Source organism: Exiguobacterium sp. 17-1 (assembly GCF_023096305.1).
In the GTDB taxonomy this organism is placed as follows: Bacteria; Bacillota; Bacilli; order Exiguobacteriales; family Exiguobacteriaceae; genus Exiguobacterium_A; species Exiguobacterium_A sibiricum_A.
On the sequence record NZ_JALIGJ010000004.1, the window covers coordinates 155,052 to 181,026 of the forward strand.

The 25,975-nt window shown below is 49.8% G+C and carries 29 protein-coding genes; 11 read left to right on the forward strand and 18 right to left on the reverse strand.

Annotated elements, in window-relative coordinates; genetic code table 11:
• Window positions 1–26: 26 nt before the first annotated feature.
• Window positions 27–821: an NUDIX domain-containing protein gene (locus MUN34_RS11800; RefSeq protein WP_247857864.1), complete on the reverse strand. Its 795-nt coding sequence runs from the start codon at window positions 819–821 to the stop codon at window positions 27–29.
• Between the two features lie 356 nt (window positions 822–1,177).
• Here MUN34_RS11800 and MUN34_RS11805 point away from each other — a divergent pair, with 356 nt between their 5' ends.
• Window positions 1,178–1,765, forward strand: a complete 588-nt coding sequence (locus MUN34_RS11805; RefSeq protein WP_247857865.1) for a DedA family protein — start codon at window positions 1,178–1,180, stop codon at window positions 1,763–1,765.
• A 93-nt stretch (window positions 1,766–1,858) separates the two neighbouring features.
• Here the strand turns inward: MUN34_RS11805 and MUN34_RS11810 are convergent, their stop codons facing one another.
• Window positions 1,859–3,229: a copper amine oxidase gene (locus MUN34_RS11810; protein WP_247857866.1), complete on the reverse strand. Its 1,371-nt coding sequence runs from the start codon at window positions 3,227–3,229 to the stop codon at window positions 1,859–1,861.
• Between the two features lie 489 nt (window positions 3,230–3,718).
• Here MUN34_RS11810 and MUN34_RS11815 point away from each other — a divergent pair, with 489 nt between their 5' ends.
• Both MUN34_RS11815 and MUN34_RS11820 read left to right on the forward strand, forming a co-directional pair.
• Window positions 3,719–5,098 carry a PepSY-associated TM helix domain-containing protein gene (locus tag MUN34_RS11815; RefSeq protein ID WP_247857867.1) on the forward strand — a complete coding sequence of 460 codons (1,380 nt, stop codon included), beginning with the start codon at window positions 3,719–3,721 and terminating at the stop codon, window positions 5,096–5,098.
• Complete coding sequence (locus tag MUN34_RS11820; RefSeq protein ID WP_247857868.1) at window positions 5,091–5,576, forward strand: FixH family protein; 486 nt, start codon at window positions 5,091–5,093, stop codon at window positions 5,574–5,576. Before MUN34_RS11815 ends, MUN34_RS11820 begins: the two co-directional genes overlap by 8 nt.
• A 69-nt stretch (window positions 5,577–5,645) precedes the next feature.
• On the opposite strand, the gene MUN34_RS11825 is transcribed toward MUN34_RS11820, so the two are convergent.
• A complete protein-coding gene (locus MUN34_RS11825; protein WP_051525181.1) occupies window positions 5,646–6,659 on the reverse strand; it encodes a hypothetical protein in 1,014 nt (337 codons plus the stop codon).
• Window positions 6,660–6,917: 258 nt separating this feature from the next.
• Here MUN34_RS11825 and MUN34_RS11830 point away from each other — a divergent pair, with 258 nt between their 5' ends.
• The 3 genes from MUN34_RS11830 to MUN34_RS11840 all read left to right on the forward strand — a co-directional run bounded on the left by MUN34_RS11830 (window position 6,918) and on the right by MUN34_RS11840 (window position 9,935).
• The gene (locus MUN34_RS11830; protein WP_026829464.1) at window positions 6,918–8,291 is read left to right on the forward strand and encodes a hypothetical protein; all 1,374 of its coding nucleotides are present in this window, start codon (window positions 6,918–6,920) and stop codon (window positions 8,289–8,291) included.
• A gap of 70 nt (window positions 8,292–8,361) precedes the next feature.
• Complete coding sequence (locus MUN34_RS11835) at window positions 8,362–8,919, forward strand: copper resistance CopC family protein (RefSeq protein ID WP_026829463.1); 558 nt, start codon at window positions 8,362–8,364, stop codon at window positions 8,917–8,919.
• Window positions 8,916–9,935: a copper resistance D family protein gene (locus MUN34_RS11840; protein WP_247857869.1), complete on the forward strand. Its 1,020-nt coding sequence runs from the start codon at window positions 8,916–8,918 to the stop codon at window positions 9,933–9,935. The genes MUN34_RS11835 and MUN34_RS11840 overlap by 4 nt, the downstream gene beginning before the upstream one ends.
• A gap of 44 nt (window positions 9,936–9,979) precedes the next feature.
• Here MUN34_RS11840 and MUN34_RS11845 read toward each other — a convergent pair whose 3' ends face one another.
• The 4 genes from MUN34_RS11845 to MUN34_RS11860 form a co-directional block, all read right to left on the reverse strand.
• Window positions 9,980–11,773, reverse strand: a complete 1,794-nt coding sequence (locus tag MUN34_RS11845; protein ID WP_247857870.1) for an acyltransferase family protein — start codon at window positions 11,771–11,773, stop codon at window positions 9,980–9,982.
• A 138-nt stretch (window positions 11,774–11,911) separates the two neighbouring features.
• Window positions 11,912–13,273, reverse strand: a complete 1,362-nt coding sequence (locus tag MUN34_RS11850) for a sensor histidine kinase (protein ID WP_247857871.1) — start codon at window positions 13,271–13,273, stop codon at window positions 11,912–11,914.
• Window positions 13,270–13,959, reverse strand: coding sequence for a response regulator transcription factor (locus MUN34_RS11855; protein ID WP_247857872.1), 690 nt, complete (start codon window positions 13,957–13,959; stop codon window positions 13,270–13,272). The genes MUN34_RS11850 and MUN34_RS11855 overlap by 4 nt, the downstream gene beginning before the upstream one ends.
• Window positions 13,944–14,510, reverse strand: a complete 567-nt coding sequence (locus MUN34_RS11860) for a class I SAM-dependent methyltransferase (protein WP_247857873.1) — start codon at window positions 14,508–14,510, stop codon at window positions 13,944–13,946. The genes MUN34_RS11855 and MUN34_RS11860 overlap by 16 nt, the downstream gene beginning before the upstream one ends.
• 166 nt (window positions 14,511–14,676) lie before the next feature.
• On the opposite strand from MUN34_RS11860, the gene MUN34_RS11865 reads away from it, so the two are divergent.
• Genes MUN34_RS11865 through MUN34_RS11875 form a run of 3 tightly spaced genes read left to right on the forward strand, consistent with a single transcriptional unit; the run spans window position 14,677 to window position 17,104 of the window.
• Window positions 14,677–15,732 (forward strand): bifunctional transcriptional activator/DNA repair enzyme AdaA, encoded by a 1,056-nt coding sequence (locus tag MUN34_RS11865; protein ID WP_247857874.1) that lies wholly within the window; start codon window positions 14,677–14,679, stop codon window positions 15,730–15,732.
• Window positions 15,729–16,781, forward strand: coding sequence for a DNA alkylation repair protein (locus tag MUN34_RS11870; RefSeq protein WP_247857875.1), 1,053 nt, complete (start codon window positions 15,729–15,731; stop codon window positions 16,779–16,781). Before MUN34_RS11865 ends, MUN34_RS11870 begins: the two co-directional genes overlap by 4 nt.
• On the forward strand, window positions 16,778–17,104 hold the full coding sequence (locus tag MUN34_RS11875; RefSeq protein WP_247857876.1) for a hypothetical protein: 327 nt from the start codon (window positions 16,778–16,780) through the stop codon (window positions 17,102–17,104). Before MUN34_RS11870 ends, MUN34_RS11875 begins: the two co-directional genes overlap by 4 nt.
• A 239-nt stretch (window positions 17,105–17,343) precedes the next feature.
• Here the strand turns inward: MUN34_RS11875 and MUN34_RS11880 are convergent, their stop codons facing one another.
• Both MUN34_RS11880 and MUN34_RS11885 read right to left on the reverse strand, forming a co-directional pair.
• Window positions 17,344–17,640: a hypothetical protein gene (locus tag MUN34_RS11880; protein ID WP_247857877.1), complete on the reverse strand. Its 297-nt coding sequence runs from the start codon at window positions 17,638–17,640 to the stop codon at window positions 17,344–17,346.
• A complete protein-coding gene (locus MUN34_RS11885) occupies window positions 17,637–18,221 on the reverse strand; it encodes a DEAD/DEAH box helicase family protein (RefSeq protein WP_247857878.1) in 585 nt (194 codons plus the stop codon). The genes MUN34_RS11880 and MUN34_RS11885 overlap by 4 nt, the downstream gene beginning before the upstream one ends.
• A gap of 136 nt (window positions 18,222–18,357) precedes the next feature.
• Here MUN34_RS11885 and MUN34_RS11890 point away from each other — a divergent pair, with 136 nt between their 5' ends.
• On the forward strand, window positions 18,358–18,882 hold the full coding sequence (locus tag MUN34_RS11890) for an NUMOD4 domain-containing protein (RefSeq protein WP_247857879.1): 525 nt from the start codon (window positions 18,358–18,360) through the stop codon (window positions 18,880–18,882).
• A 43-nt stretch (window positions 18,883–18,925) separates the two neighbouring features.
• On the opposite strand, the gene MUN34_RS11895 is transcribed toward MUN34_RS11890, so the two are convergent.
• Together MUN34_RS11895 and MUN34_RS11900 are read right to left on the reverse strand one after the other, a co-directional pair.
• Window positions 18,926–20,581: a methyl-accepting chemotaxis protein gene (locus MUN34_RS11895; RefSeq protein WP_247857880.1), complete on the reverse strand. Its 1,656-nt coding sequence runs from the start codon at window positions 20,579–20,581 to the stop codon at window positions 18,926–18,928.
• Between the two features lie 117 nt (window positions 20,582–20,698).
• The gene (locus MUN34_RS11900) at window positions 20,699–20,884 is read right to left on the reverse strand and encodes a hypothetical protein (protein WP_247857881.1); all 186 of its coding nucleotides are present in this window, start codon (window positions 20,882–20,884) and stop codon (window positions 20,699–20,701) included.
• A 160-nt stretch (window positions 20,885–21,044) separates the two neighbouring features.
• Here MUN34_RS11900 and MUN34_RS11905 point away from each other — a divergent pair, with 160 nt between their 5' ends.
• The gene (locus MUN34_RS11905) at window positions 21,045–22,130 is read left to right on the forward strand and encodes a GGDEF domain-containing protein (RefSeq protein ID WP_026829452.1); all 1,086 of its coding nucleotides are present in this window, start codon (window positions 21,045–21,047) and stop codon (window positions 22,128–22,130) included.
• Between the two features lie 57 nt (window positions 22,131–22,187).
• On the opposite strand, the gene MUN34_RS11910 is transcribed toward MUN34_RS11905, so the two are convergent.
• From MUN34_RS11910 to MUN34_RS11940, 7 genes are all read right to left on the reverse strand, one after another.
• On the reverse strand, window positions 22,188–23,180 hold the full coding sequence (locus MUN34_RS11910) for a DNA/RNA non-specific endonuclease (RefSeq protein WP_247857882.1): 993 nt from the start codon (window positions 23,178–23,180) through the stop codon (window positions 22,188–22,190).
• Between the two features lie 231 nt (window positions 23,181–23,411).
• A complete protein-coding gene (locus MUN34_RS11915) occupies window positions 23,412–23,726 on the reverse strand; it encodes an NUDIX domain-containing protein (RefSeq protein WP_247857883.1) in 315 nt (104 codons plus the stop codon).
• Window positions 23,672–23,821, reverse strand: a complete 150-nt coding sequence (locus MUN34_RS11920) for an NUDIX hydrolase (RefSeq protein WP_247857884.1) — start codon at window positions 23,819–23,821, stop codon at window positions 23,672–23,674. The genes MUN34_RS11915 and MUN34_RS11920 overlap by 55 nt, the downstream gene beginning before the upstream one ends.
• On the reverse strand, window positions 23,818–24,477 hold the full coding sequence (locus MUN34_RS11925) for a Type 1 glutamine amidotransferase-like domain-containing protein (RefSeq protein WP_247857885.1): 660 nt from the start codon (window positions 24,475–24,477) through the stop codon (window positions 23,818–23,820). Before MUN34_RS11925 ends, MUN34_RS11920 begins: the two co-directional genes overlap by 4 nt.
• A gap of 16 nt (window positions 24,478–24,493) precedes the next feature.
• Window positions 24,494–25,003 (reverse strand): permease, encoded by a 510-nt coding sequence (locus MUN34_RS11930; protein WP_247857886.1) that lies wholly within the window; start codon window positions 25,001–25,003, stop codon window positions 24,494–24,496.
• On the reverse strand, window positions 25,000–25,482 hold the full coding sequence (locus MUN34_RS11935; protein WP_114596986.1) for a hypothetical protein: 483 nt from the start codon (window positions 25,480–25,482) through the stop codon (window positions 25,000–25,002). Before MUN34_RS11935 ends, MUN34_RS11930 begins: the two co-directional genes overlap by 4 nt.
• The gene (locus MUN34_RS11940; protein ID WP_247857887.1) at window positions 25,475–25,813 is read right to left on the reverse strand and encodes a PadR family transcriptional regulator; all 339 of its coding nucleotides are present in this window, start codon (window positions 25,811–25,813) and stop codon (window positions 25,475–25,477) included. The genes MUN34_RS11935 and MUN34_RS11940 overlap by 8 nt, the downstream gene beginning before the upstream one ends.
• Window positions 25,814–25,975 lie beyond the last annotated feature (162 nt).

A 25,975-nucleotide genomic window follows, 5' to 3' on the forward strand; every position in this document is an offset into this window, starting at 1 on the left:
AATTGAAATCGCTTTTTTGACGTCTCTTAATTTTGACCAGATAAAGCTGACGGTGCATTACCGTCATAACGGCTGATCAATTCATAAGGACGGACTTTATAAAGGGCATGCGGGAAGTAATGCGGATCCATCGCATCAAGCGTCCGCAACTGGAAATGTTCCCGTTTGATGTACGTTTCGATGTTCTCCCGGTTCAAGTCGAAGAAACCGACTTCTGCCGTTTCACCTTCTTGCGGACGGAGATCGCCGCCGGTATATGTGCCGCGGAAGGCGACACAAAGAACGTGACTTGAGATATTTTGATAAATACCGGTAATGCCTTCGATTGCGACATCCGCTCCCGTTTCCTCTTTGACTTCCCGTTTCACAGCATCGAGAATCGATTCGTGATTCTCGACCTGACCACCCGGCATTTCATACGTGTCACCACGATGGAGATTACGGACGAGCAGGACTTCTCCGGCTCCGTTCGTGATATAAGCGGTGACACTGACGATGGCCCGTGGCGGAGCATAGACGCCGGTTGCCGTCAAAAAGTCTTCCGTTGATTTAATATAAAGGTTTTTCCCGAGACGGGCGCGTTTTTTCATCGCTTCGCGGCGTAACGTGCTGCCACGGACGTCCCGGTCGACTTGTTCGTAATGTTCGCGATCACGATATTCCCAGATGGCGATGACTTCATCTTCTGCTTCATTCACCCAGCGACCGACAAGACGGGCGCCATGGCTGATTTGTAAAGGGTAGAGATACGTGTGAAAGAACTCGGTAAATTCCTGCAGTCGTTCCGGGCGGATCGTATAGGTCTTCCGGCGATGTAACATGGAAATTCCTCCTCTATCGTTTCAGCAGTTATGTTCTTAGACTACCTTCTCGCATGGGATAGACTATCCCTGCTTTTCTGCCTGATTCGATACGAAAAATACGACTGTGCGGGTGGTAAAATCTTTTTTCATATGAAGGAGCTCTCTTTTTTTCAACTGCGTTAATTTAAGCTATTTCACGCAGTTTTTTTTCAGCAAGAATCGACGTATTCTGTTTCATCGCATGCACCATTTTGGACGACGGCACTGTCACCAGTGTAAAAGATAAGAATTAGTTAAGAAAAGAACAGGGCTCAAGTCTATAAAAAACGGGCATACTTTACATATAGAGAGCAGGAGAGGGAAGTGAGTAAACCATGGATATAATGGCTTTGATTCGATTGGCAGGCGGGATTATGTTTACTCCTTTATCGGATGATGTACTGATGATGGGGCACATTGGGTTACGGTTACGGGAAGGCATTCATCCGATCTTGATTTGGCTTGCAGCATGGCCGGTCTTCTTTATTGCATTTACTTGGTTTTATCTGCTTGCACGGTTCTTCCGGGAAATTCCGCTTGTCAAACGATTGATGAAATCGAAATTCCTCGAGCAGGCCGAATCGATTTTAGAGCGCCGTGGTTTATGGGCCATCGGGTTGTCGTTTTTCTTACCGGGTGTCCGACATCCCATTCATTATGTCGCCGGATTACTTGGTTATCCGTTACCGCGTTATTTGGCGATGACATTTGCTGCGGCCGGTCTCTACACCGGTTTATGGACATTTTTAATCGTTCGGATTGGAGAAGCCGTCACATGGTCCGAGCTTTGGATGTGGTTAAGTCAAAATCCGAGTATGGTGATGGTGATTTTAGCCGTTTTGTTAACGGTGGTCGTATCAAGTACGTTACATGCGAAACGTCGTCAGCGTATCAAAAAACAGGAAGAGTATATAACAGAATAAGACAACTGAACACAAGGGTTGTCTTATTCTACATAACAAAAAAATCCCTCTCAGAATTTGTTTCTGAGAGGGATTTTTATTAATAATTTAGTCTTATGCGTTTTGACGTTTGCGTGCGAGGACGATTCCGGCTGCACCAAGTGCGAGACCGAAGAGTGCGATGGCACCAGTCGTTCCAGCTGCATTGTTGTCGCTCATGCCGCCGTTACCTGTGTTCGGCATTGAGCCTGGTGTACCATCCATGAATTTCTCAGGTGATTGTTTGACGATCGCTTCACCGAGGTTTTCACCGACACCGTACATGTAAGCATACGACTCACGGAATGTGTCAGCTGATCCTTTGTAGTCGCCTTCGACATACTGCATGAACGTATCTTGGACGTAAGTCTCGTGGCCAGATACGGCTTCTTGTGCCGCTTTTGTCGGAAGGTTTTCTTCCGTTGCTGCGCCAAGGAACGCACCGAAGTCATTCGAGAACATTTTGAGCATGTCTTGTGCGTCACCCATCAATTTCTTGTCGTCGTTGATGGCTGCTGTGACGAGGTTTGCTTGCGCTTCGATGTGGTTTTTTGTCCAGACTTGCTCGAACTGATCCGCACCCGCTTGACCGTAAACCGATTTCATTGCCGCTTTGAAGTCAGCTGTGTGCATGTCTTCTGCCCAGTTCGCTGCATCATAGTCTTTCGCTTGATCGACGCCTGCCGTCATGCTGATGTTAGCCAGTGCGACGTGCTCAGCTGCGAGGCTGTTGAGTGTTGACCGGAGGTCAGCTGCTTTTGTATCGGCTTTCGTGTTGTCGAACTTCTCAGGCATCTGTGTTGTGATCGCGACTGAGAGTGCTTTCGAGATATCATACATGCGGCTGTAGCCTTCACGGAACGTGTTGTACGATCCTTCGTAGTCACCGGCTGCATATTGTTGGAATGTTTTATAGACGTCTGCTTCATGGGCACGGAGAACTTCTTCCGCTGCTGCCTTCGGCAGTTTACCTTCTGTTGCTGTATCAAGGAAGCTCGAGAGGTCCTGGACGAACTCTTCTGTTTCCGCTTTTGACGCGTTGATGCCGTCTTGGTCGTCCGCTTTCACGGCTTTGACGAGATCGGTTGTGTATTTGTTGTGGTCAACGAAGATTTTTTCGAATTGTTTTGCGCCTTCGTCGCCGTAGACAGAAGCGATCGCCGGTGTCATGTCGAGTGCGTTCTGTTTAAGTGCTGCTTCATAATACTGGGCATCTTTTGATCCGTCATATTGTTTTTTCATGTCCATGACGGCAAGCACGAAGTGCTCCGAGAGTAACTGATCAAGTGTTGCACGGAGGTCAGCGGCTTTTGTTTTGACCGTGACGTTTTTCGCGCTGTCCTCATGTTTCATGTCGTCCCCGCCACCGGAAGCGAATGCTGCCGTTCCTGGTAATACGAGTGCTGCTGCCATTGCTGTTGCTGCGAATTTTTTCGTGTTTTTCATTTTGTCTCATCCTCTCAAATTTGGGTGTGTATTTTATCCAATTTGGTAATTCATTTCTTCATCGTTCTGAACAGCATACGTGCCCGGATTGGAATTGGATTTAAAAAAGATTAAAAAATATGAAAAGATTTCAAAATCATTTAGAGAACTTGTAGAAAAAGTAAGTACTATCATATAGAAGCTATGAAATAACTGTGGAAAAATAACTCGCATCGTCACTTAATTAACACGCAGAGATATCACCGGATTGCCAAAAAATCGCCATAGTGTCAACGGTCTGGGAATTGTGTAACCGCTTATACTTAATGAGCGTTCACAAGCTGGACATATTTTTTGCGGATGTACGGCAAACTGAAATCACTGAAGGGGTGGGGAGAGAAAAGAAAACGTAGAATAAGACAGCAGGCTCATGACAACACGTGTGCCATCATAGCTCATCCTACATACTGTCGTGAGAACATCTACTTAACGAAGAAGCGGGGATTGTACATGAATCAACTCGAGACGAGGGGAACAGAACAGAAAGCGGAGAATCGTTCCGCATCATCATTTTACCGGACGGTTTGGCGCTGGCATTTTTATGCCGGACTGATTTTTGCACCATTTCTCGTCATGCTTGCCGTGACGGGATCAATTTACTTATTCAAACCACAAATCGAGAATGTTTTATATCAGAAGTATTATGAAGTGACACCGCAAGACGACCGGATTTCAGCAACGGCACAAATCAATGCTGTCAAAGCAAACTATCCGGACGCAAGTATTACGAAGTACCGTCCCGGAGAAACCGATGCGCGGTCGAGTGAAGTGAAGATTGCGACGGCAGAGGCCTCATCGACTGTCTTCATCAATCCGTATACCGGAAAAATCATCGGGGAACTGTCGGATGACGATCGAATCATGAATAAAATCGAAGAGATTCACGGCGAACTGATGGCCGGGACGATTGGCGACCGGATCGTCGAACTCGTTGCCTGTTGGGCAATCGTTTTGATCGTAACCGGGTTATTTTTATGGTTCCCGCGCAAAAAATCGACCGGCTGGTCCGGTGTCTTGATTCCACGACTGCGTCAAGGGAAAAAGATCTTCCGTCGTGATTTGCATGCCGTACCGGCATTTTGGATTACAGCCGGAATGTTATTCCTGATTTTGACGGGCTTACCGTGGTCCGGTTTTTGGGGAACAAGTTTTCAATCTGTCGCTACAAACCAAGGACTCGGTTATCCGCCATCCATCTGGGGAGGCGAGGCACCGGTATCAGCTGTTCAAACAAAAGATGTGGCGGAAGTTCCTTGGGTGGCCGAGACGCTCGACGTGCCGAAATCAAACGTCGAAGGGCTGGTGCCGGCGTCGATTGACGACATCGTGTCGATTGCGAAACAACAAGGGATGGATCCGAGTTATGCGATCAGTATTCCAAGCGATCCGACAGGCGTCTACACACTGTCGGCGTATCCTGCGAAAGCAGAAAATGAAGCCACAATCCATCTCGATCAATATTCCGGAGCCGTCTTGGCAGATTATCGTTTTGATAACTATGGTCTTGTCGGTAAAGTCGTTGCGCTCGGGATTACCTTGCACAAAGGAACGGAATTTGGTTTGATCAATCAATTGATCAGTTTAGCGATTTGTCTTGGAATCATCTTAGTCGCCGTCAGCGGCTTTTATCTGTGGTTCAAACGAAAACCGGGCAAAGGGATGGGCGCACCGAAAGGACCGCCGGCGAAATCGATTAAGTGGTTTATCCTCGTGTTGATTCTGCTAGGGATTTTGTTCCCGCTCGTCGGTCTGTCGTTGATCATCGTTTGGTTGGCCGATTTCTTGATCATTCGACGGATTCCGGCCGTCAGGAGGTTTTTAAATGCGTAAATCAATCAAAGGCATTTTACTAAGTGGGCTGATTGTGACAAGTAGCGGTCTTGCAGGGTGTGCGGTCACATCGGACGCGGCAGAGCACTATGCGGTCGCCGCGCCCTTATCTGTAAAGTTTGAGATTCCGAAAGTACTGAACGCCGACCAGAAGAAACAGTACCGCTTCGGAGCGACGCTCTGGCAGGATCAAAAAGCAGTGAAACAAGCAGAGTATGTTCATTTTGAAATCTGGAAAGCGGACGGAACACTTCGGTACAGTATGGAACCGGCAGATGAAACGAAACCGGGTATGTATTCGATTAAAAAGACATTACCGAAAAGTGGTTTGTATTACATCAAGGTTCACGCAAGCAATAACGGGGCGATGATTATGCCGACACAACAATTCATTGTCGGCGAGCTTTCTGACGACGATTTGAAAATCTTACAGGGCGGTGCCAAACCTGCCGGTGGAAGCAGTGGGCATCATCATTAAAAAATAAGACAGCAAAACAGGACGATGGATAAAAATCCGTCGTCCTGTTTTCATGTGCAATGGATTAAATTAATCATCATCTCCATGAGATCCGTGGTCATCCCCTTGATCGTCTGAATCATCATCCGATTCGTCGTCATCTCCAGAATCATCGGATTGTCCATCATCATCCGAGGATTCATCTTCTGATTCCATTTCGTGTCCATTCACGAACTTGACTTCGACCTGAAGACTTTTGATGGGCGTCGCAAGCTGTAAGGCTTGAGAGACCTGTACTAAAAGTTCTTCTTTCGTCATCGAGGCAGTAAGAGTTAACCGTTCACGTAAAGTGGCAATATCTTTGATTCCGATTTCATCCTTGACTCGTAACTCGTTCCGATGATGTTCACTGCTGTAACGCCATTCGAATTTTTGTTTGTTCGTATTAGTCAACTTGATCGTAATTCGTTTGATTTCTTGACTGTTTTGGACACCGTCATGATCTGCATCTTCCTGATCATCGCGAATGCCGTCATGATCGCTATCGGCATGGGTCGGATCTGATCCCAGTTCGAATTCGTCCTCGTTATTCAGTTGATCTTTGTCTCGATCTTCTTCCCCGTCTTTTAGACCGTCCCGATCAGAATCGGCTTGGATTGGTTGTGTGCCGACAATGAATTCTTCTTCCGTCGTCAGGCTGTCAGCATCTTGATCTTCCGCCGCGTCTGAAATCCCGTCTTGATCCGTATCTTTTTTCAAGGGATTGAGCTTGGCAAGATACTCCTGTTGATTCGTCACGCGATCACGGTCCGCATCTTCTTGTCCATCAGCCAGCCGGTCATCGTCTGTATCTTTTTTGGTCGGATTCAACTGCAATTGATACTCCTGGAGATTGGTCAGACGGTCACGGTCACGATCGGCCGTCGCTACGGTTTTTCCATACCCTAAATGATACTTACTCTGCCAAGAATCCGGAATCTTATTTTGATCCCGATCGACTTGAGTCACTGCCTTTTTCTTTGGTTTTGTCTTGGCGTCGACAGATACGACCGACTGAGAGAGACAGACGGAGGCGAGTAACGCTCCAATGATGATTCGTTTCATACGTTCACTCCTGTTCCTGATAAAAAATAGTTTAAAAAGTGATCTTAAGAAGAGTTTAATCAAATTGTTCTAACATAAGGACGCTCTTTCGAAAAACGAGTCAGTAAAAAACAAAATAGTTAAAGAGAAAAGCTTTCAAAACGCCTTATATTTTTCTGTAAAAAATATTTTTAATAAAAAATGTAAAAAAAGAAAACTATTTGTGAACTGTTTACGTTATCTGTGTGTAGTCCAAAAAAACAAAGGGGTGTTTATAAGATGAAGATGAAAAAGTCGTATCTCGCCGTTCCACTCAGTGCCGCATTATTGATTCCGGCAGCAGGCGTCAGTGCCCATGGTCATGAAGATCACAGCAAGATGTCCCACAGCTCGGGAAAAGTTTCCTTAGATGTCTCGTCTCCCGCATCGGATTTGCGAGCGACGCTTGATCAGCTTTTATCTGAACATGCGTATTTAGCAGTCGTCACGATGCAAAAAGGGATTGACGGCAAAAAAGATTTTGATCAAGCCGCCGCTGCCTTAAACCAAAACACGGATGACTTATCGGCCGCTGTCGGATCCGTCTACGGGGATGAAGCCGGCGAAGCGTTCAAGAAGATTTGGTCGAGTCATATCGGTTACTTCGTTGATTATGTCAAAGCAACAGGAGCCAAAGATGAGGACGCCAAACAAAAAGCGTTGAAAGAACTGGATGAGTATCGTGTCGAACAGGCTGCTTTCCTCGATAAAGCGACAGAAGGCCGCTTGAAAGCAGCAGATCTAGAAGGTGGATTAAAAGTTCATATCACGCAATTGTTAACGTCATTTGACAGCTATGTTGCCGGTGATTATGACGCCGCCTACAGCAATCTCCGCATCGCCATCGAGCATATGTACATGGTAGGAGAAGGCTTATCCGGTGCCATCGTCGATCAATACCCGGATAAATTCAAAAATACGAAAGTCGATACACCGGCAGCAGATCTCCGTGCCGGACTGAACCGGAACTTCTCGGAACACGCAGCGCTTGCGATTCTGACGATGCAAAAAGGAATCGACGGGGCGAAGGACTTTGACGCGGCAGCAGGTGCGTTGAACGAAAATACAGACGATCTTTCCGCTTCCATCGGCTCGGTCTACGGCAGTGAAGCAGCGCAACAATTCAAGAAAATCTGGTCGAGTCATATCGGTTATTTCGTGGATTACGTGAAGGCGACAGGTGCGAAAGACGATCAAGCGCGCGATATGGCAGTAAAAGAACTCGATGAGTACCGCGTCGAACAAGCGGCTTTCCTTGATGCTGCCACCGAAGGCCGTTTGAAATCAAAAGATCTGGAAGAAGGACTGAAGGTCCACATCGATCAATTGTTACTGGCGTTCAACAGCTACAATGAAAAAGACTACGACAAAACGTACCCGGCGATCCGTGAAGCTTACGGTCACATGTACGGAGTCGGTGAAGGAACAGCGACAGCAATCGTCGATCAGTTCCCGGATAAATTCAAAGGCGAACCGGCCGGTATGCCGAACACTGGTCTTGGTGGAACGGCGGAATCGCAATCATCAACCGGTATCCTTTGGTCATTACTCGGAATCGCAGCAGCTTCAATCCTCGGATTCTTTGGACTCCGCGGACGCCGCTCACAACAATAATCGGACAACCGAACCCGCTGGAAACAGCGGGTCTTTTTCTACACATTTTCGGTCAAAGGAGGAGTTTACGATGAAGATCAAATGGTTTGTGCTGTTTATTCTGGTCTTGTTCGTCGTTCAGCCGTTTTCAGTCTCAGCTCACACGAGTCTAAAGAATTCAAATCCGTCAGAAGGTGAAGTCATACAAGGCGACTTGGAAAAAATTCGTTTGAATTTCGATACAGCGATTGAAAAAACCAGTACGGTCGAATTGAAAACAGCTCAAGGTGACGTGGTTCCGCTTGAGAAGCCCCTGATCATCGGCAATGAATGGAGTGCAGCCGTTCAACAAAAACTCGAAAGCGGAACCTATCTCATTCGCTGGAAATTGATTTCAGAAGACGGACACCCGGTCGAAGGAACGATTCGATTCGACTTGAAAGAAACGGTTTCTTCGACCGATCCTGCTGACGATCAAGACGTCGAGCCGGCGGCGCCGGAACCGCAACAGGCGAGCATCGTTCCGACCGAATCAGCAGAAACCGTCGAACCGGGACTGTTCCCGACCTTCTTACCCTGGCTTGTGACTGTCCTTGTACTTGCGATTGTCATCACGCTGTTCCTACTCCGTCGCCAAAAACGACCATGAGTGGCATCGTCAGTGAACTGCTCATCTATATCGGTGGGGCACTTTGGGTAGGGCGGCTGTTGCTTTTGTTTATTTCAGAAGATAAAAAACCGGCAGTCGGTAAATTGGATGGTCTTGCGTGTGCAGCACTCGTCAGCATCGTTGCAGGAGCCGGCCTTCCATTATGGCGTGTATATTCTTATTTTCAGCAGGAGATGGACTTATCCTTCCGTGAAGCGTTACGGGTGAGTCTGTTTGAAGTACGAATCGGGCAGTATTTTTTGATGGTGTATTTTTCAGCACTGATGGCACTCATCATCGTATTCATGAAACGAATCCTGCTCATCAAACGGTGGTTGCTGCTTGGTGTGACAATCCCGCTGTTTCTTGGAATTTCCGGAACCAGTCACGCCGCATCGAAGCATGGCCTGCTGGGGCTTGTGTTACAGACCAGTCATTTTAGCCTGATGGCGTTGTGGGTTGGAGTCGTATTCGTCATCGGTTGGTGTGCCCGGGACTCTAACCACTGGTTGTCGTTTTTACGCTGGTTCAGTCCGTTCGCCCAATTGACGTTTTTAGGGGTCATCGTGACCGGCTTCTTCCTGATGCGTCAAAGTGTTCCGTTAAGCGAGTACCGCAATGCCTGGAACGTTCCGTACGGACAGGCCTTATTATGGAAACACTTATTGCTGATTCCGGTACTTGGTTATGCGTTCATCAACGGGATACTCGTTAAACGGCAGTTACAGAAGGAATCGGCCTTTGATCCGCGGCGTGGTCTGCGCTTTGAGAGTCTGATCCTCTGTTGTGTGTTTCTTGCGACAGCAGCACTCAGTAATCTGGAACCGGCGGATTTGCAAACTCTTGGAGCAGTCAAGCCGATTCTTTGGTCGAACATCGTTCTCCTCTTAACAGGTGGTGGCAGTATCGGATTATTGCTGTTGACCTATCAAAAACGCCTGCCGTTTTTGCTCGGCAGTCTGTTCTGTCTCCTTGGCGTCAGCCTGCTCTACATCGGACTCGTGTATACGCTCTAAAACAGCCACCTTCTCAACGATCGGAGAATGGTGGCTGTGTTCTGTCATTTTGTGGTGGTCGCGCACCCGGTCGCTTTGGCAAGCAGCTTCGAGTAGGCCCGGGCACCTTTGATGTTCAAGTGGACACCGTCCTGTTCAAAGTACGACGGATGCTTGACGGCGACGGCATGCCAGTCAATGAGTGATACCCGTTTACGTTCGGCTGCTTGCTTCAGCATCGTGTTGACCTCCTGTTCCCACGGACGCGGCACCCGCGTCGTCACGAGGTACACCTGATCGGCATGTGCGAACCGGTTGAGCAGTTCCTCTAATTGATCGGGACGGAAACTTCCGTTTGTCCCGAGGTGCAGGAGAACTTGATGTTCTGGTTGATTGTACGCCGCATACTTCGTGCTGAGCGGAATGGCTTCCCGGAGCTGACGTCCGAGCTTGGCATCGACTGTCACGTGTTGAAGTGTACTGCCGAGATAATCTTCGACCCCGAGCAGCACCGAATCGCCGATCGCAAGGGTCGGGCGGCACATCGAGCGTGTGCGTTTCTCAGGCACCGGATTCGTCGGTTTTTTGATAAGCGATGCCGGTTTTTTATGCGGCGCCGCGACTTTCGGAATCGATTGTTGAGCCGATTCGTCCGACACGGCAAGAATAGATAAATTTCCGATGAAGCTGAGGAGAAGCAGACTGGCAAGGGAAACAGAGACCCACTTCGTCCGGGAAAACTGCCGGAAGGTCCGCGGGTGAATCTGAAATTGCCGGATGTATCCGAAAACACCAAGCCGGCGGACCGGACGTTCGACGAACTGATAGGACAGTTCGGTCACGACGACCAGGATTCCGAGAATCCCGAGACTTCGGAGCCAGGAAAATGTTCCGGTTTGTTCAATGGGCGTCATCAAGGTAATCAGCGGAAAATGCCACAAATACAGACCGTACGACCGTTTGCCGACGGCGATCAGCCACTGTGCTGCGAACAACCGGCTCCAAAAAGACGCCGGATGAGCAACAACGGCGATCAGTAACGCCGCAAGAACAGCGACGAACACAAATCCGCCATAATACAGAAAACGACCGTACTCACTTGTCACGAGCATCAGCAAAACAAGCAGTGGGACGATCACGGCACCGGTCACGTTCAATAACCGGACACCCCGTGACGGAATCTCTTTCTTAAACCGTTCCGGTCGCCAAGCGAAGGCAAGCAGACTGCCGGTCAACAAAGCAAACAACCGGGTGTCGGTCCCGTAGTAGACACGGCTTGGATCCGCGCCCGGTGTAAATAAAATCGCCATCAGGAGTGCGGACAGCAGGGCAAGGAGTCCGATTCCCCGGAGCAACAGCCGTTTTGATCCGAGTCCAAAACTGAGCACGATCGGAAATATCAAGTAAAACTGCTCTTCGATCGCAAGCGACCACAGGTTTTGAATCGGTGACGGTTTGCCGAACGATTCGAAATAAGAGACGTCATGGACGATATACCACCAGTTCGTCATGTAGACGAGGGCAGCCATGATGTCCTGGCGAAGCACATGTAACAAGTCCCGCTCAAACAGTGTGACATAACTGAGGACAAGAACGAGCAGGACGAACAGCGGCGGGAATAACCGGCGGAACCGGTGCACCCAAAACCGTTTTAAGTCGATGCGACCGGTCTGTTGCCACTCACTGAGCAACAAGCCGGTAATCAAGTAACCCGACAGGACAAAAAACAAATCGACGCCGAGAAATCCGCCGGTCAGCATGGGTACCGACAGATGGTACAAAATGACAGCGATGACGGCGAACGCGCGCAGACCATCGAGTCCGGGCATATATGTAGTCGAACGGTTTGATGATTTCATAAGTAAAAAACTCCTTCACAGCTGTGCCTAAAGAATGACATTCTCTAGTGTATCGAATTCCATTTCAGAAGGAGTGTCGAACCAGTAACAACAAAAAAAGATGAACTCAAAATTTTTTGAGTTCATCCTGTTCCGTACTCAATTTTTAAAAGCATCCGGTAACACAATCGAGACGATAAACCGGTTCTGTTCCGACGCTAACTGCATCGTCCCGTTGTGCCGGGCAACGATTTGTTCGATGATCGACAGACCGATGCCGGAGCCGCCGTTGGACCGTGAGATGTCGGACGTGACGAAAGGGGTTGCCAGTTCCGTCAGTTGATTGGGCGTCAAGGTTTCCGGGACGGTATTGGAACAACGGAAGGTCAAGCGACCGTTTTCTTGAGCCACGTCAAACGACAAGTCACCTGTTCCGTGAAGCGTCGCATTGCGCACAAGATTTTCAATCAAGCGCCGCAACAGGTTCGGGTCAGCTTGAACGCTCAAATGAGCCGGTCCTGCGTACCGATAAGCCGTTTCCGGGTGTTGTTCGGCGACCTGATGCAACAGCGTCACGAAATCAAGTGATGTCATGTGCACCGGATAATCTTTATTCGACAGTTTCGCGAGCATGAACAGCTCCTCGATTCGTGAGGCGAGCGTTTCCGACTGGCGGCTGACGATTGCCAGTACATCGGTCCGTTCCTGGTCGGACAAGGTCGTGTGGTGTTCGGACAGCCACTGGACGAATCCTTGAATCGATGTCAGGGGTGTCCGTAAATCATGCGAGAGACTGGTAATGAGCCGGAGTTGTTCCGTAAAACGTTCCCGCTCGTTTCGTCTGAGGACATCGAGCTCATCCCCGATCCGTTCAATCGAATGGGCAAATGCTTTGAACTCACGTGGACCCTTGACCGGAACAAGCGGGCTGACAGCTCGGTCCGGTTCGACGAGCCGTTCCAGCCGCGTCTCGAGTTGGCGGAACAACCCGGCAATCCAGCGGGTCATGCCAAATAAAAATAAGAGGAACAACGCCAACTGTAAAATGAAAAACGCCGTCGAATTACCGACCTGATATTCATTCAGACGGGGGGTGACCGTTTCAATGGAAAGGAAATAACCGGGTGCACTCTCGCCAAGATCAATCGCCTGCAGGTGATGCAACGTCCGTACGTCCGATTCGTCAGACGGTTCCCGTTCATCCGGAGTTTGCGCGGCTAATAACCGACTGGGTGTCATCGTCCGCGGAAAATCGGGTGAGGCGTCGACCCGTGATCCGTTCGACCGATAGACGGCCCAGGCATAGTCACCGTTCGGGGTCTGACCGGATTCGTACCGTTTGATATCATGCTCGACCCGCTGCGTGATGTCCTGTTCCGTCGGATAATAATAACGGGGAACGTTTTTCGTTCCGAGCGGAATCTGGCTCGCGATCAACCAGGCGAACGCGGTACTCAGAAACGCTGCGGCCAATAACAGGACCGTCATCCAGGAGGTCAGTTTAAAGCGGAAGCGCCTCATGGCTCGACCTTGTAGCCGACACCCCAAACGGTTTGCAGGTAACGCGGCTCTTTAGGTACGTCCTCGATTTTGTCACGTAATTTATGAATCAGGACCATAACGGCGTTGGTGGCGGAACCGAGCGCCTCCTCCTGCCAAATCCGCTCATATAATTCGTCGGCGGAAAAGACACGGCGCGGATGATTCAGTAAGAGCGCCAGACAGTCAAATTCCCGGCGTGTCAAAGGAAGCGGGGTTGTCTCTTTTAAAATGACCCGTTCCTCCTGACGTAAGGTGAACGGACCGACTTGCAGGCTGCTTGCCGATAGCGGCACTTGATACTGGGCGACCCGGCGGAGCATCGCCTTGATCCGGGCGATGACTTCGAGTGGGTTAAACGGTTTACCGATGTAGTCATCGGCACCGAACGTCAACCCTTGGATTTTGTCGAGGTCCTCCTGTTTTGCCGTCAGCATCAGGACGGGGAAGGTATAGTTTGCTTGCCGAAGGGCCTGGACGGTCGAAAAGCCGTCACGGACCGGCATCATGACATCGAGGACCATCAGGTCGATCGGCTGTTGCTGAACAAGCTCAAGGGCCTCTTCGCCGTTTGCGGCTTCGAGAATCAGATAATTTTCGTTTTGGAGATACAGTCGCAACAATTGCCGGATATCGGCTTCATCATCGACGATTAAGATTGTGGGCACGGCAGTTCCTCCTTTTGGACGCCTTCGAAGACATAGGCAGGCGGCATGTTTTGCAGCGTATAAGAATAACTGTGCTCAAAGAAATACCGGCGGAATGTCTTGAAATGGAGTTTGGTATATTGAAAGGCGATGAAATGACCGCCTGGTTGCAGCAGGGTCTGGAAGGTTTCGAGCAATTCATGGCGTAACGGAAGCGGGAACGAAGCGAACGGTAAACCGCTGACCAGGACACCGGCCTGATGATGCCAGTCTTCCGGACAGTTTTGAATGTCGCCGATGAACAGTTCGACGTTCGTCTCATCGGCTAACAGCTTCGCCAAGGCTTCTTGAAACACCAGATTTTGTTCACAGATCCATAAAGTCGTTTCCGGGTGTCGCGCACGCAATAAGGCTTGCGTGATCGCCCCATCACCGGCTCCGACTTCGATGATGACGGCCGGTCGATCAGCCACTGCCCGCTGTGCCATCATTTTTGCTAAACGCGGACTGCTTGGCGCAATCGCGCCAATCGTTTTCGGTGATTGAATCGCTTCTTTTAAAAAATCAAACATGCGAAACCTACTTTCTTCTTGAGTATACCATCGATGATACAGGGCATATCTTTCACAAAAAGGAGAGATTTCTTAAGTTTGTCTTAAGAAAACATCCATGCCTGATTTTCGGCGACATGCAGGACGGTAAACTCGGTATACTGAGGAAAAGAAGGGGAGGGGACACATGATGAATACCTTACCGGAAACGGATTATTATGCAGCACTCGTCCGCCGCGACAGCTCGTACGAAGGGACATTTTTTGTCGGGGTCAAGACGACGGGAATCTTTTGCCGGCCGACCTGTCCCGCGCGGAAACCGAAGCAGGAGAACTGTGAATTTTTTGAGACGGCGAAAGAGGCATTGCTTGCGTCTTACCGACCGTGTTTGCGCTGTAAACCGCTCGCCTATCCCGGGGATAGTGACGTCATCAGCCGCTTGGTTGCCGCCGTCGAAGCGAGTCCCGAAAAACGGTTCAAAGATGCCGACTTCCGGGAACTGGGACTCGATGCCTCGACCGCCCGGCGGCAGTTCAAAAAACGGTTTGGCATGACGTTCGTCGAATACGCCCGGTCCCGGCGGATGGGCCTTGCGATGAAGGAAATCCGCAACGGACAACCGGTCATCGAGGCACAACTGGCAAGCGGTTATGAATCGAGCAGCGGCTTTCGCGACGCGTTTGCCCGCATCATGGGCGAGACGCCGAAACGATGGGATGGAACGTACCTTCAGGCGAAGTGGCTTGATACGCCGCTTGGTCCAATGCTGGCGATTGCCGACGAACAAGGACTGCACTTACTCGAGTTCGTGGATCGTCGGGGGCTGGAGCGGGAAGTGGAACGTTTACGGCTCGCAGCCCGCGCCGTCATCATTCCCGGTGAGACACCGGTGTTTGAGCAGGTGACGGCTGAACTGGAGGCGTACTTTGCGGGAACGCTTGACCGGTTCGAGGTTCCGCTTGTCCTGTACGGGACACCGTTTCAGAGACAGGTCTGGGAACAGCTACAACAGATTCCGGCGGGTGAGACGATTTCCTATCAGGAACTTGCCGTCCGCGTCGGGAATCCGGCAGCCGTCCGTGCTGTCGCCCGGGCAAACGGCGCCAATCAACTGGCACTGATCATTCCGTGTCACCGGGTCATCCGCTTGACGGGCGATCTCGGCGGATATGCCGGCGGCTTGGCACGAAAAGCCGCCTTATTAAAATTGGAGCGGACGAAGAGGGGATTGAATCATGTATGAGTTTGATTAAAGATGTGTTTACACCAGACTGGTTGAATCGATTGGGGGAAGCGATGCAGGCACCGGACTTTAGAGACGTCGTGCAACAAGGGGACTGGGAAGAGTTGGCGTTTAAGCAACGGGTCCGCCGAATTGCGATTGAGCTTAACCGTTATTTACCGGCTGACTTTGACCAGGCGGCGACGCACCTCGAAACGATCGCCCTGGAGTTTCCCGGGTTACCGGGTATTGTTTTCCCGGATTACATTGAAGTCTATGCGCCGAGTGATGCCTGGGGCCGGGCAATGGTAGCACTGGAACGGTTGACCCGGCACTCGACGTCGGAGTTTGCCGTCCGGCGGTTCCTGCTCGATGATCAAGATCGATTTTTAGAAGTCGCGGTCCGGTGGAGTCAGTCGAGTGACGAGCACGTCCGGCGCTTGGCGTCAGAAGGAACCCGTCCACGCTTACCATGGGGACAACGGATTCCGGCGTTGATTGCTGATCCACGTCCGGTCCTGCCGATTTTAGATGACTTGCTGCAGGACGAGGCGCTTTACGTCCGCAAAAGTGTCGCCAATCATTTAAACGATATCGCGAAGACCCATCCGGAACTCGTCATTGAACGATTGGAACAGCTCGGGAACCATCCGCATACGGACTGGATTTTACGGCATGCCTCACGGACACTCCTGAAACAAGGACATCCGGACGTCTTGAAGGCGTTTGGTCTCGTCACGCGCGGAACGGTGACGGTCGACGAACTGACGGTCACACCCACGTTGCCGATCGGCGGGGAACTGGCTTTTTCGTTTCAGGTGACGACAACAGAGCCGCAAATCCTCAGAATCGAATATGCAATCGACTATGTCAAAAAGCGGGGGACGAGTCAAAAGGTCTTTCGGATCAGTGAACGGCAGGTCAGTGAACAGGAGACCTTTACGAAACGGCAGTCGTTCCGGAACTTGACGACGCGCGTCCATTATCCGGGTACGCACCAGCTGACGATTCTGATTAACGGTGAAGCATACGCGACAGCAGCTTTTGACGTAGAGGAGGAAACAGAATGAACGGTCGCCATCCGAACTTTACGACGTCCCGCTTGCATATTGAAGCAGCAGATACGACGGACGGTTGTGTCTGGACACTGCAGACACGGGATAGACAACAGATTGCGACGATTCAGTTCAGCGGTCAGCACCTCAGTTATGACGCAATTGATCCGACCGATCGAGCGGGCTACATCGAAGAAGCGTTGACGGTCATCGTCGCGTATCTCGCCCGGACGTTGTTATTGCCGTTCGTGACAGGACAGGACGGAGAAGCAGAAGTTTGGATTAGGAATGGATTTCATGCTGACGGACCCATTTTCCGGCGTGACTTGACGCATTAGAAGTGGGGAAAATCATTAAACAAAGTGAACCAAGAATCGTCTTTCCTCCACTCGCTTTTCTCAGGCGGAACGCAAGCCGCGGTCGTCCCCTGACGACCGGGTCTCGCCTGTTCCTGACGGAAACACGCTTCCTTTTCCTGTAGAAGTCGAGTGGAGTCGACGATTTTTCTGAATAGGAAAAAAATAAAACCGTCTCCTCAGAAAACGTGCTTCTGAAGAGACGGTTTTTCGTGTCCGGATTACGGTTCTGAGATGCCGTTTGCGAGCAACAACATAAAGGTGATGACCGATAACGACAGTAAAAAGGCAGTGTTCGCCAACATACTGAACCATTGAACGTAGTTATTTGTCGATCGGAGACCAAGCACCAGCGAAACGATATACCCGAGTCCGACCAAGATGTTGAGACCGATCGGCACCCACAGGCTGAGATTCGGGAAAAACCGTCCGCTCAGTAAGTAGGACGTCAACATGTTAAACAGCAGCAAACCGAGCGTCAAGAACACTGGAAAATACGTCTGCTTGGATCGGTTCATCGTTCGACCAGATTCGTCGACCAATTAAAGTGTCGGCAAATCGTTTCGGCACTTTCGCCGGCTGAACGGCCCTCGGTATCAAGCCGTAAGTAGTTCGGATACGGCAGTTCCCCCGGAAGCGAATGCGTCCGGTACTGTTCAGCGGTTTCAAGCAAGTTGGCTTCCGACGCGGCGATGTCCCGTTTCGTGAACTTATGTAGTAAACGATTTTCCGTCTGATTCCGGGCAAGACGGGTCGACAGAGCGGCTTCCAGTTCAACGATGAAGACTTCGGCACCGGCTTCTTCAAACAGTTGAACGGTCTCTTCGATGAATTCGATACCGCCGCCCTCGACGCCAAACAGGCACAAAAATGTAAAGATGACGCCTTCGAGATCACTGACCGCCATTTCCTTAAACATCTCCCGCCGGATCAAGTCCTTTAGCTTATGATGCGCCGGTTTCGTGAAATCAAAATACGGATGCAACAAGTCGATCGTCTGATGGTTGTGGAATAATTTCATGCCCGTTTTTTGCTCGAGTTCCTGACCAATCGTCATCTTGCCGACCGCTTGCGGACCGAGTAATAGTACAAACTTCATCCTGACACATCTTCCTTTTTTTGTTAATACTAGCACAGAAAAACAGAGTGTTCCTATTAGAACGTTTGTTCGTAAAATGATATAATAACAGTAAGACATGTCGTCGTTTTAGGACCGAATGGAGGTCGTTGATTATATGGAACATTGGAAGGCAGTACAGGGCTATGCAGGCATGTATCAAGTCTCAACAGCAGGGAACGTTCGGTCGCTCGACCGGATCATCGAGACGAGTCGTGGTGTCAAACAACGGCGGCAAGGTGTCGTGTTGCGCCCATGGATCAATCAGGAAGGCTACCGGAAAGTGACGTTGTACAAACAAGGACGCGGGGAACGGTTTTATGTCGCTGAGCTCGTCGCCAAGGCATTTCTCGATTCCGAGGCCACGCACGACCGGATTATCCGGGCAGACGGTGATCGCGTAAACGATCAGATTGATAATCTGACCGTCAAACCGTCGACAACTCAAGCGTACGCATCGCTCCTTGACGAGTTCGACCTGTTATTGATGCAGCATATCGAATTGTCGCCGCGGCAAATCCGGGAGATTCGGCTTCGGTATCAAACCGAGCTTTCGATTCGCCGGTTGGCGTTGACCTATCAGGTGACGGAAAACCGGATTCGCAATATCATCGACAAAAAGGAAGCCCAGTATACTAGTTAAGCAATAAACAGACCCTGTGCCTCAGCACAGGGTCTGTTTATCTTTAATGGGACGGACCGACAATCGTCCGGTTGAGGGACTCGATTTGTTCACCGATGATGTGACCATGCTGTTTCAGTTCCTGTTGCCGGGCACTGTTGGCCTGAATGTTTGCTTCAAGGGATTGGCTGTAGTGGGTCAGCTCAAACAGAATCGTTTCGATCAGTTGGAAGTGTTCCCGAATCCGCGGTTGGACCGAATAGACGAGCGTCCGGTCCGTCTCGACCTGGATGAGTGCAGCTTCAATCTGTTGGGCATGATTGAGGACGGAAGCAATCCGGCGGGTGCTCTGTTCAAGTTGTTCGTGTGTTGTCTCGATTTGATTCGTCATCTGGACAACATCTTGTTCGATTTGTCCGAAGCTTGCCGTCAAATCCCGGTTCGCCTGGTTGATGTGATCGATACTCCGCTTGATGTCGAGTGCGAGTGATTCGACTTCTTTTGCGACGATGACGAAACCACGGCCTTCTTCGCCTGCGCGTGTTGCTTCGATCAAGGCATTCAACGATAAGCGGCGTGTCGCTTCCGCGACCTGTTGGATGTAGCGGATCGAGGCATGCATTTGTTGATTGCGCTCTGTCGCTTCTTCCAGTGACTGTGACGTGTTGACAGACAGGGTCCGTAACAACGTTGTATCCTGTTGCAATGAGTCTAGAATCCGGTGACTCGTCGTCGCTTCGTCATTAAAGGAGCTGACCCGTTGATGGCTCGTTTGGATCGACTCGTCCATCGTCGCGAGTGCCTCGATTGAGGTCGTCAACAGTTGCCCGGATTCCGTGATGATCTGTTCCATCTGCGTCGACTGGTTTGTCAACGACGTCGCCACTTGATGGACAGCGAGGACGGATTCATCAATCGAGGCGAGTTGGGACGAAAAACCGGGTTGAGTCGCCTCCAGTCGTTCGCTCGCAATCGAAATTTCTTGTGTCAAACTACCGACTTGCTGCATCAGTTGGTTGTATTGGTGCGTCAATTGCTGTAATTCAAACGTCGTCGTCTTGATGCTGATCGGCTGATAGGTCCGCCTCGCGTACGCCTCTTCAATCTTTAAGGACAAGACGGACAGTGGAGCCAATTGCTTTTTGATGCGGGCCCGAATCAACAGACTGACGAAACAGAGGACGATGATTCCGAGCACACCGAGTTTCAAGGCGAGTGCCTTAGCGGGTGCGACCAATCGTGCTTGATCGACCGATAAGAACAGGACATCATTCACTTCTTGAATCGACATCGCGAGAACGAACCGGTTGTTGCTCGTAAACGTTGTCACCCGTGTTTGCTTCAATTGTTGCATCACATCTTTTTTCTGTTGTGCCGTCAACGTCAACGGTTGGATGGCTACGTTTTTAGTTGCGAGCGACTGAATGGCCGCATCGTACTCGTCCCGTGCCATATCGGCGAGCTGCTGATTTTTTAAGCGTTTGATGGCGCGTGTCCGTTCCTGTTCGTCTTCCGGATAGGCTAAGTAGATCGAACGGATATTGGCATCGAGCATCGTCATTTCCCGTTCGAGCCGTTCACTGACGGACTTTGTCGACGCGCGGTAGAGTTCTTCGACGCTTAAAGCACTGATCAGTAACAGACCCATCGCGACGATCGGGATCAGCCAGTTGTTTAATTGTTGGGCCAATAATCTTTTTTTCTGTGTAGGTTGCTTCATTCGTTTTATCGCCTCCATGTTTCCTATCGGGAAGGAAAGACGATAATTTTATGAAGGAATCGTAGCGTTCTTGTAAAGGTTGAGCGCACAAAAAAGGACATCCGAGGATGTCCACTGTCAGCTGGCATGTGGCAGGTAAGTCGAGACGAAACTCGTCGTCATCTGTAAGAGCTGTTGTGTTTCTTCTTTTGGTTCTGAGGTAACGTAAATAATCAGGGCAGCGGCGACGGCAACAAAAATAATGACGACGAGAATGACGAAGAACGGCATCTTACTTTTCTTTTTTTCCTCTTTCATATCCATGATTGAATACCCCCTTATTTAAGTGGAAACGGTCTCTTTGAAGTGTTTCCCTGATGAAAAAAATGGAAACCTGCAAAGAAGCTCAAGACAGGAAGCAGACCATCCGATAGAGAACTGTACAGAGTATGAAGTTTGTCAGTCGAAGGGGTGTCCGTGTGCCATGTTGAGTCAGTTTAATCAGTTCCTGTTGAATTTTTCATTGTTGATTACATCACTCTTATTTGCATTTTTACCACTCCGACACGTCAAACGAATTTCACCGGCTTCGCCGGTCAAAATTCGCATCCTGGTAGGGGTAATTGCCGGTTTTATCAGTGTATTGCTTGTTCTCAACAGCATTACGTATGATGGGGCAAAAATTGATTTACGGCTCGTCGCTCTTGTCACGGCATATTATTACGGCGGCTGGGTCAGTGGCGGGATTACGACGCTCGCGATTCTTGGGGCACGGTTTGCGATTACGCCGCCGGGTGCTTACGAAGGATTGATTCTGACCGGCTTGATTTGTATCGCTTTACTCGTCACGGCAAGCATTTATCGTCGTTTTGCTTCACACACGCTCAAAGATTATTTGATCTTGATTGGCATCGGTATCGGATACAGTTTACCGGCCCTCTATTTATTGACGGCAACGTTTGACCGATTTCTTGAAATCGCCTTGGTCTATATTGTTTTCATTTTACTGGGCGGTTATGTCACATACCGTTTCCTGCAGGAATTACGCAAACACTTCCAGTTCGTTCAGATGCAACAGGAACTGGCATTGACCGACGGACTGACGAATCTCGCCAACCGGCGGAAACTGGACGAGACCCTTGCGTCTTATGACAAAGATGGTTTTGCCTTTTCTGTCTTGATCGTCGACATCGATTTCTTCAAGTCGGTCAATGATACATACGGCCATGACGGGGGCGACGTCGTGTTACGACAGCTGAGCCATCTGTTGCAACACTGTTGTCCTGACGAAGCACTCGTTGGGCGTTACGGCGGGGAAGAGTTTGTCTTGTTATTGCCGGACATGCCGCTCAAAGAAGCCGTCCGCCTCGGGGAAACGATTCGCTTGGCCTGCGCCGATCAACATTTTGTTTTCAGCACGTATCCGGCATTCCATGTCACGTTATCGATCGGGGCGGCCTCGTCGGATCAAGGCGAGACATCGTTTGAAGTCGTCCAAAAGGCCGATCAGTCCCTTTATCAAGCGAAGCAGACGGGACGGAACAAGGTCGTCGGCTACAGCGAAGAATAATCCAACACAAACAGGCGGGCTCCTCGGAGTCCGTTTGTTTCATGCTGCACGTAAAACTTATTCGCCGACCATCCCGTCATGGTCATTGTCCCGCATATGGGGATAGAGCCAATGGTCCTCTGTAATCGGCATAGCGAAACCGGCGTCTTTGGCTTCTTGGATCGTGACTTGTCCGTTGCCGTCGGTATCGACAGTTGAGACATCACCCGTTGTGTCGGAAGCTGGTTCCGGATCGGCAGGGGCTTGTGTCGGTTCTTCTTTGTCTTCAGTCAGACCGAGTTCGGCATTCACTTCATCCGGGTTGACGTTATCGAAATCATCAACGATTTTATTTCCACGTAGCGTATACGTATAGTGATAATGCGACGGGATTTGTGTCGTCGTATCGGGATACGTAATGGTCGCTTCAAAGTCTGTCACCTCACCGGCCTTGCGGATGGTGTTTTCCATATAAGCTTGATCGCCGTGGCGATTGAGAGTGCTGTCCTGTGGCGTGATGTTATAGGCGTTTGAGACACCGCCGAGCGAGTCGGCAATGACGTGTCCCTCGTCAAGCTGCGGACTCTCGACACCGGGGACCTTCGCTTCATCCGAATAGTAACGGCCGGATGATGTCGTCTCCTCGGCATCATTTTGTAAGGTGATTTTTTTGGCAACGACTTTGACCAGTTGCGCGTGTTCGTTCGTAAAGGCCCAGTACTCGCGGTCGCCAAAACCGATGTTGACGACGACATTTGGTTCCCGGTCACCCGACATATCGCCCCCGTCGACGGTCAGTTTTGTATAGCCCGAAAAAACGGAGTTCTTCGAAGACTTGGCTGTCGCGTCAGCAATGGCCGTTTCGGTGTTCGCAGGTTTTTTCGTAACGGGTTTCTCAGACGTCTTGTCTGATTCGACCGGTTTAGTTTCTGTTTCTGCCTGCTTCGATGAATCCTGTTGAATGGTTGCTTGATCAATCTTTGGTTCTTGCGAAGTTGTTTCTTCACCGGCACATCCCGTTAAGAGAAGGGCAGCTAGTGGTAACGCAAAGTAAGTAAAGGATAGTTTCATAGGTAGACTCCTTAAATGGCATGACATACTTGTTCATTTTAGGAATCTTTTATCCTGAATACAAGCGGATTTTAAATATCTAACTAAATGAGAGATATATTGGCAGGTAATTTATCAAAAGTAGTGTTTCAACAGACAGACATTTCATAACAAAAAACACGCCACTAAAAGTGACGTGTCCGAGCTGGTGACTTGAATTAAAATCGCGTAGTACTATAGGAAGAATTGTCTTTAAGAGGAAACCAATTGCGGAAAAATCTGATACCGTTCAAAATCAGCTAGGATATTCGGTGCAATCTGTTGGCGGAGTGTCGATTCATCTGCCCATAGATAGGCGTCGTGCTCGTCGGACAATTCGACGGTCCGGGTCGTAGCGGTGCAGAAGTAAACTAGCAAAATGACTTGGCGGTCCGGGTGGGTCATCAGACTCGAAGCATACGCAATCCGGTCGACGGTGACCGTCAGTCCGGTCTCTTCCTCGATTTCCCGGATCAGACTGTCTTCCGCAACTCGCCAAAATCGATTTTTCCACCCGGACATTCCCACGTTCCGCCACCGGAGTCGGCAGCGGCGCGTTGAACGATTAAGATTCGGTTGTCGTACTGCACGATGCCTTTGACGGCTGTTACAATCGTTGTCATATGTTTTCCCCCTTTTGCCTGAGAAGAACTGCTTCCGGTCTTTCCTGTTGCATCAGCCGACCATTCTTCAGATAAATACCGCTTCGTTCCGGTAAACCGTAGCCGAAAGTACTCTCCGTTTTTATAAACGCCTCGTACAAGTTCGTCTCTTCCTGCCATGTATCGTAATGGACGGAAACTACAGCATCCGTAAGCAGTCCGAGCCCATTCAAGACAAGTGCGTTCCCGTCCCGTTGATCAATCGCCGGAATCCGGCATTCGTTTGGTGTCAATAAGGCACCGGCTGAAAATCCGGCGACAGGAACGCCGTGCTGAAACCGTTCTTGAATGATGGTACCGATTGGTGTGCCGACGATGAACTGTTGATACCGTTCCGTTTCCCCGCCCGAGATGATGATTCCGACACTTCCAGCTAACTGTTCGAGTTGTTCAGGTGTCGGACGTGCAGACAACGGAAAGTGGAAGAAATTTGTCGCGCCATTTGCTGTTAAGGCATCTGTATAAATCGGGGCATAATCGTCCCAGTTTGAGCCAGGACGCGGGACATACAGTAAAGCAACCGGTCCTGACTGGTCGAGACAAGAGACGAATTGTTCGCAAAGCATTGGCGTGAACGGCGGACCGCCACCGAAGAGAAACAGCTGTTGATCCATCATGAAAAACCTCCTGTTTTTAAAATGATTTCATCTGCAAAGCGGTCTGATACCGTTCAAAAAGTTGGGCTGTCATGAAAAAGAACAGCAGACCAAAACCGATGTGAAGCGCTGTATAGACAAGACCAAACGAAGAAATTTCATACAGCAGGACCGGTAACTTGACCGTCGTGAACGCTCCGAGGAAAAAGACGACATACCGGACGCTGGCGCCTTTTTCGAGCAAGAGAACGGCGACGGGAAAAGCGACATAGAGCGGACCGGCTGCGATGGCAGCCAGTAATAAGACATACAAATACCCTTGAAACCCTGCATCTAGTCCCATGTATTTTAGCAGGGTGTCTTTTTTTATCCATTGATCAAGTAGACCGACCAGTACCAAAATCGGTGGCAACAGAAGCAGCATATCAAGCAGACTCTTAAAACTGAGCCGGGCGGCATGCTGACCGCGTACAGGATCAATAAGCAGAAGTCCGAGCAAGAGGACGGACATTGTGAGGAAGAAGCCATATGTTTTGATCCGTTTCATCCAAGCACCTCCATGACGAGTAACGAAAAGAACAGACACATCATAAGGGCGGACAGGTTGCGCACGTAAGCAAACCGTTTGCCGAACAGGCGGCTCTCTAACGGGATCGTCATGATTCCGACGGCCATCAGTGAGGCCATTAAAGCTGAGACTTGCGCCAGTCCGGCACCATTCTCAAGCAAGGTCGCTCCGAGCGGAAAGACAACGAAGCTCGGAATCAAAGCAATCGCCCCGATGACGAGTGACAGTATGATACCAAGAAATCCGGCATCCTGTCCGAGTAAGGCTGAGATTTGAGCAGGCGACAGAATCGATAACGACAAACCGACGAACAACAGGATGGCCAGGAGATCCGGCAACAGGTTCGTAAAGATTTTCCAGGCTTTCGCAAATGCCGCCTGCGTCTTTTGTTTGTCCTTGTAGAAGGAAAAACTGGACAGAAGAATGACAATTCCGTACAGCACGATGCTGTTAACCATCGGATTTTACCTGTTTTGCATAATGCGTCTGGAAATACAGCAGATTTTGGAGCTTTTGTTCGATGTCCTCATGAAAGCGGTCGAGCTGTGCCCGACCGGACGATGTCATCTGATACATTTTCACCATCTTGTTTTGGGGAGACGTAGTGACGATGGAGGTGACGAACCCTTCTTCTTCAAGCTTTTTGAGTGTCCGGTAGAGAATCGCACTATCAATCGGGTTAAACGGCAATTCCTGCTCGCAGCGTTGGAGCAGATCCCCGCCATAGGTGGGACCTTTCGCAAGGAATAAGAGTAAAAAAGCGCCTGTGTGGCGACCGGTATGTTTCAACGTAAATCCCTCCTGATCTATCATGGTTTATAACTGTCAATAACACTTAACTGTTATTGACAGTATAGAATCGAAAAGATGAAAAAGCAACTGCCGATTGGAAATAAGTCCATCAGCAGAACCTGATTATTTTTTGATATAGGTAGAAAACGGAAAATGAAT

What these genes read in the sequence shown, in the direction of transcription:
- MUN34_RS11800 (WP_247857864.1), bottom strand. Translation starts at nt 821, where the DNA reads ATGTTACATCGCCGGAAGACCTATACGATCCGCCCGGAACGACTGCAG.
- MUN34_RS11805 (WP_247857865.1), top strand. Translation starts at nt 1,178, where the DNA reads ATGGATATAATGGCTTTGATTCGATTGGCAGGCGGGATTATGTTTACT.
- MUN34_RS11810 (WP_247857866.1), bottom strand. Translation starts at nt 3,229, where the DNA reads ATGAAAAACACGAAAAAATTCGCAGCAACAGCAATGGCAGCAGCACTC.
- MUN34_RS11815 (WP_247857867.1), top strand. Translation starts at nt 3,719, where the DNA reads ATGAATCAACTCGAGACGAGGGGAACAGAACAGAAAGCGGAGAATCGT.
- MUN34_RS11820 (WP_247857868.1), top strand. Translation starts at nt 5,091, where the DNA reads ATGCGTAAATCAATCAAAGGCATTTTACTAAGTGGGCTGATTGTGACA.
- MUN34_RS11825 (WP_051525181.1), bottom strand. Translation starts at nt 6,659, where the DNA reads ATGAAACGAATCATCATTGGAGCGTTACTCGCCTCCGTCTGTCTCTCT.
- MUN34_RS11830 (WP_026829464.1), top strand. Translation starts at nt 6,918, where the DNA reads ATGAAGATGAAAAAGTCGTATCTCGCCGTTCCACTCAGTGCCGCATTA.
- MUN34_RS11835 (WP_026829463.1), top strand. Translation starts at nt 8,362, where the DNA reads ATGAAGATCAAATGGTTTGTGCTGTTTATTCTGGTCTTGTTCGTCGTT.
- MUN34_RS11840 (WP_247857869.1), top strand. Translation starts at nt 8,916, where the DNA reads ATGAGTGGCATCGTCAGTGAACTGCTCATCTATATCGGTGGGGCACTT.
- MUN34_RS11845 (WP_247857870.1), bottom strand. Translation starts at nt 11,773, where the DNA reads ATGAAATCATCAAACCGTTCGACTACATATATGCCCGGACTCGATGGT.
- MUN34_RS11850 (WP_247857871.1), bottom strand. Translation starts at nt 13,273, where the DNA reads ATGAGGCGCTTCCGCTTTAAACTGACCTCCTGGATGACGGTCCTGTTA.
- MUN34_RS11860 (WP_247857873.1), bottom strand. Translation starts at nt 14,510, where the DNA reads ATGTTTGATTTTTTAAAAGAAGCGATTCAATCACCGAAAACGATTGGC.
- MUN34_RS11865 (WP_247857874.1), top strand. Translation starts at nt 14,677, where the DNA reads ATGATGAATACCTTACCGGAAACGGATTATTATGCAGCACTCGTCCGC.
- MUN34_RS11870 (WP_247857875.1), top strand. Translation starts at nt 15,729, where the DNA reads ATGAGTTTGATTAAAGATGTGTTTACACCAGACTGGTTGAATCGATTG.
- MUN34_RS11875 (WP_247857876.1), top strand. Translation starts at nt 16,778, where the DNA reads ATGAACGGTCGCCATCCGAACTTTACGACGTCCCGCTTGCATATTGAA.
- MUN34_RS11880 (WP_247857877.1), bottom strand. Translation starts at nt 17,640, where the DNA reads ATGAACCGATCCAAGCAGACGTATTTTCCAGTGTTCTTGACGCTCGGT.
- MUN34_RS11885 (WP_247857878.1), bottom strand. Translation starts at nt 18,221, where the DNA reads ATGAAGTTTGTACTATTACTCGGTCCGCAAGCGGTCGGCAAGATGACG.
- MUN34_RS11890 (WP_247857879.1), top strand. Translation starts at nt 18,358, where the DNA reads ATGGAACATTGGAAGGCAGTACAGGGCTATGCAGGCATGTATCAAGTC.
- MUN34_RS11895 (WP_247857880.1), bottom strand. Translation starts at nt 20,581, where the DNA reads ATGAAGCAACCTACACAGAAAAAAAGATTATTGGCCCAACAATTAAAC.
- MUN34_RS11900 (WP_247857881.1), bottom strand. Translation starts at nt 20,884, where the DNA reads ATGGATATGAAAGAGGAAAAAAAGAAAAGTAAGATGCCGTTCTTCGTC.
- MUN34_RS11905 (WP_026829452.1), top strand. Translation starts at nt 21,045, where the DNA reads ATGTTGAGTCAGTTTAATCAGTTCCTGTTGAATTTTTCATTGTTGATT.
- MUN34_RS11910 (WP_247857882.1), bottom strand. Translation starts at nt 23,180, where the DNA reads ATGAAACTATCCTTTACTTACTTTGCGTTACCACTAGCTGCCCTTCTC.
- MUN34_RS11920 (WP_247857884.1), bottom strand. Translation starts at nt 23,821, where the DNA reads ATGACAACGATTGTAACAGCCGTCAAAGGCATCGTGCAGTACGACAAC.
- MUN34_RS11925 (WP_247857885.1), bottom strand. Translation starts at nt 24,477, where the DNA reads ATGATGGATCAACAGCTGTTTCTCTTCGGTGGCGGTCCGCCGTTCACG.
- MUN34_RS11930 (WP_247857886.1), bottom strand. Translation starts at nt 25,003, where the DNA reads ATGAAACGGATCAAAACATATGGCTTCTTCCTCACAATGTCCGTCCTC.
- MUN34_RS11935 (WP_114596986.1), bottom strand. Translation starts at nt 25,482, where the DNA reads ATGGTTAACAGCATCGTGCTGTACGGAATTGTCATTCTTCTGTCCAGT.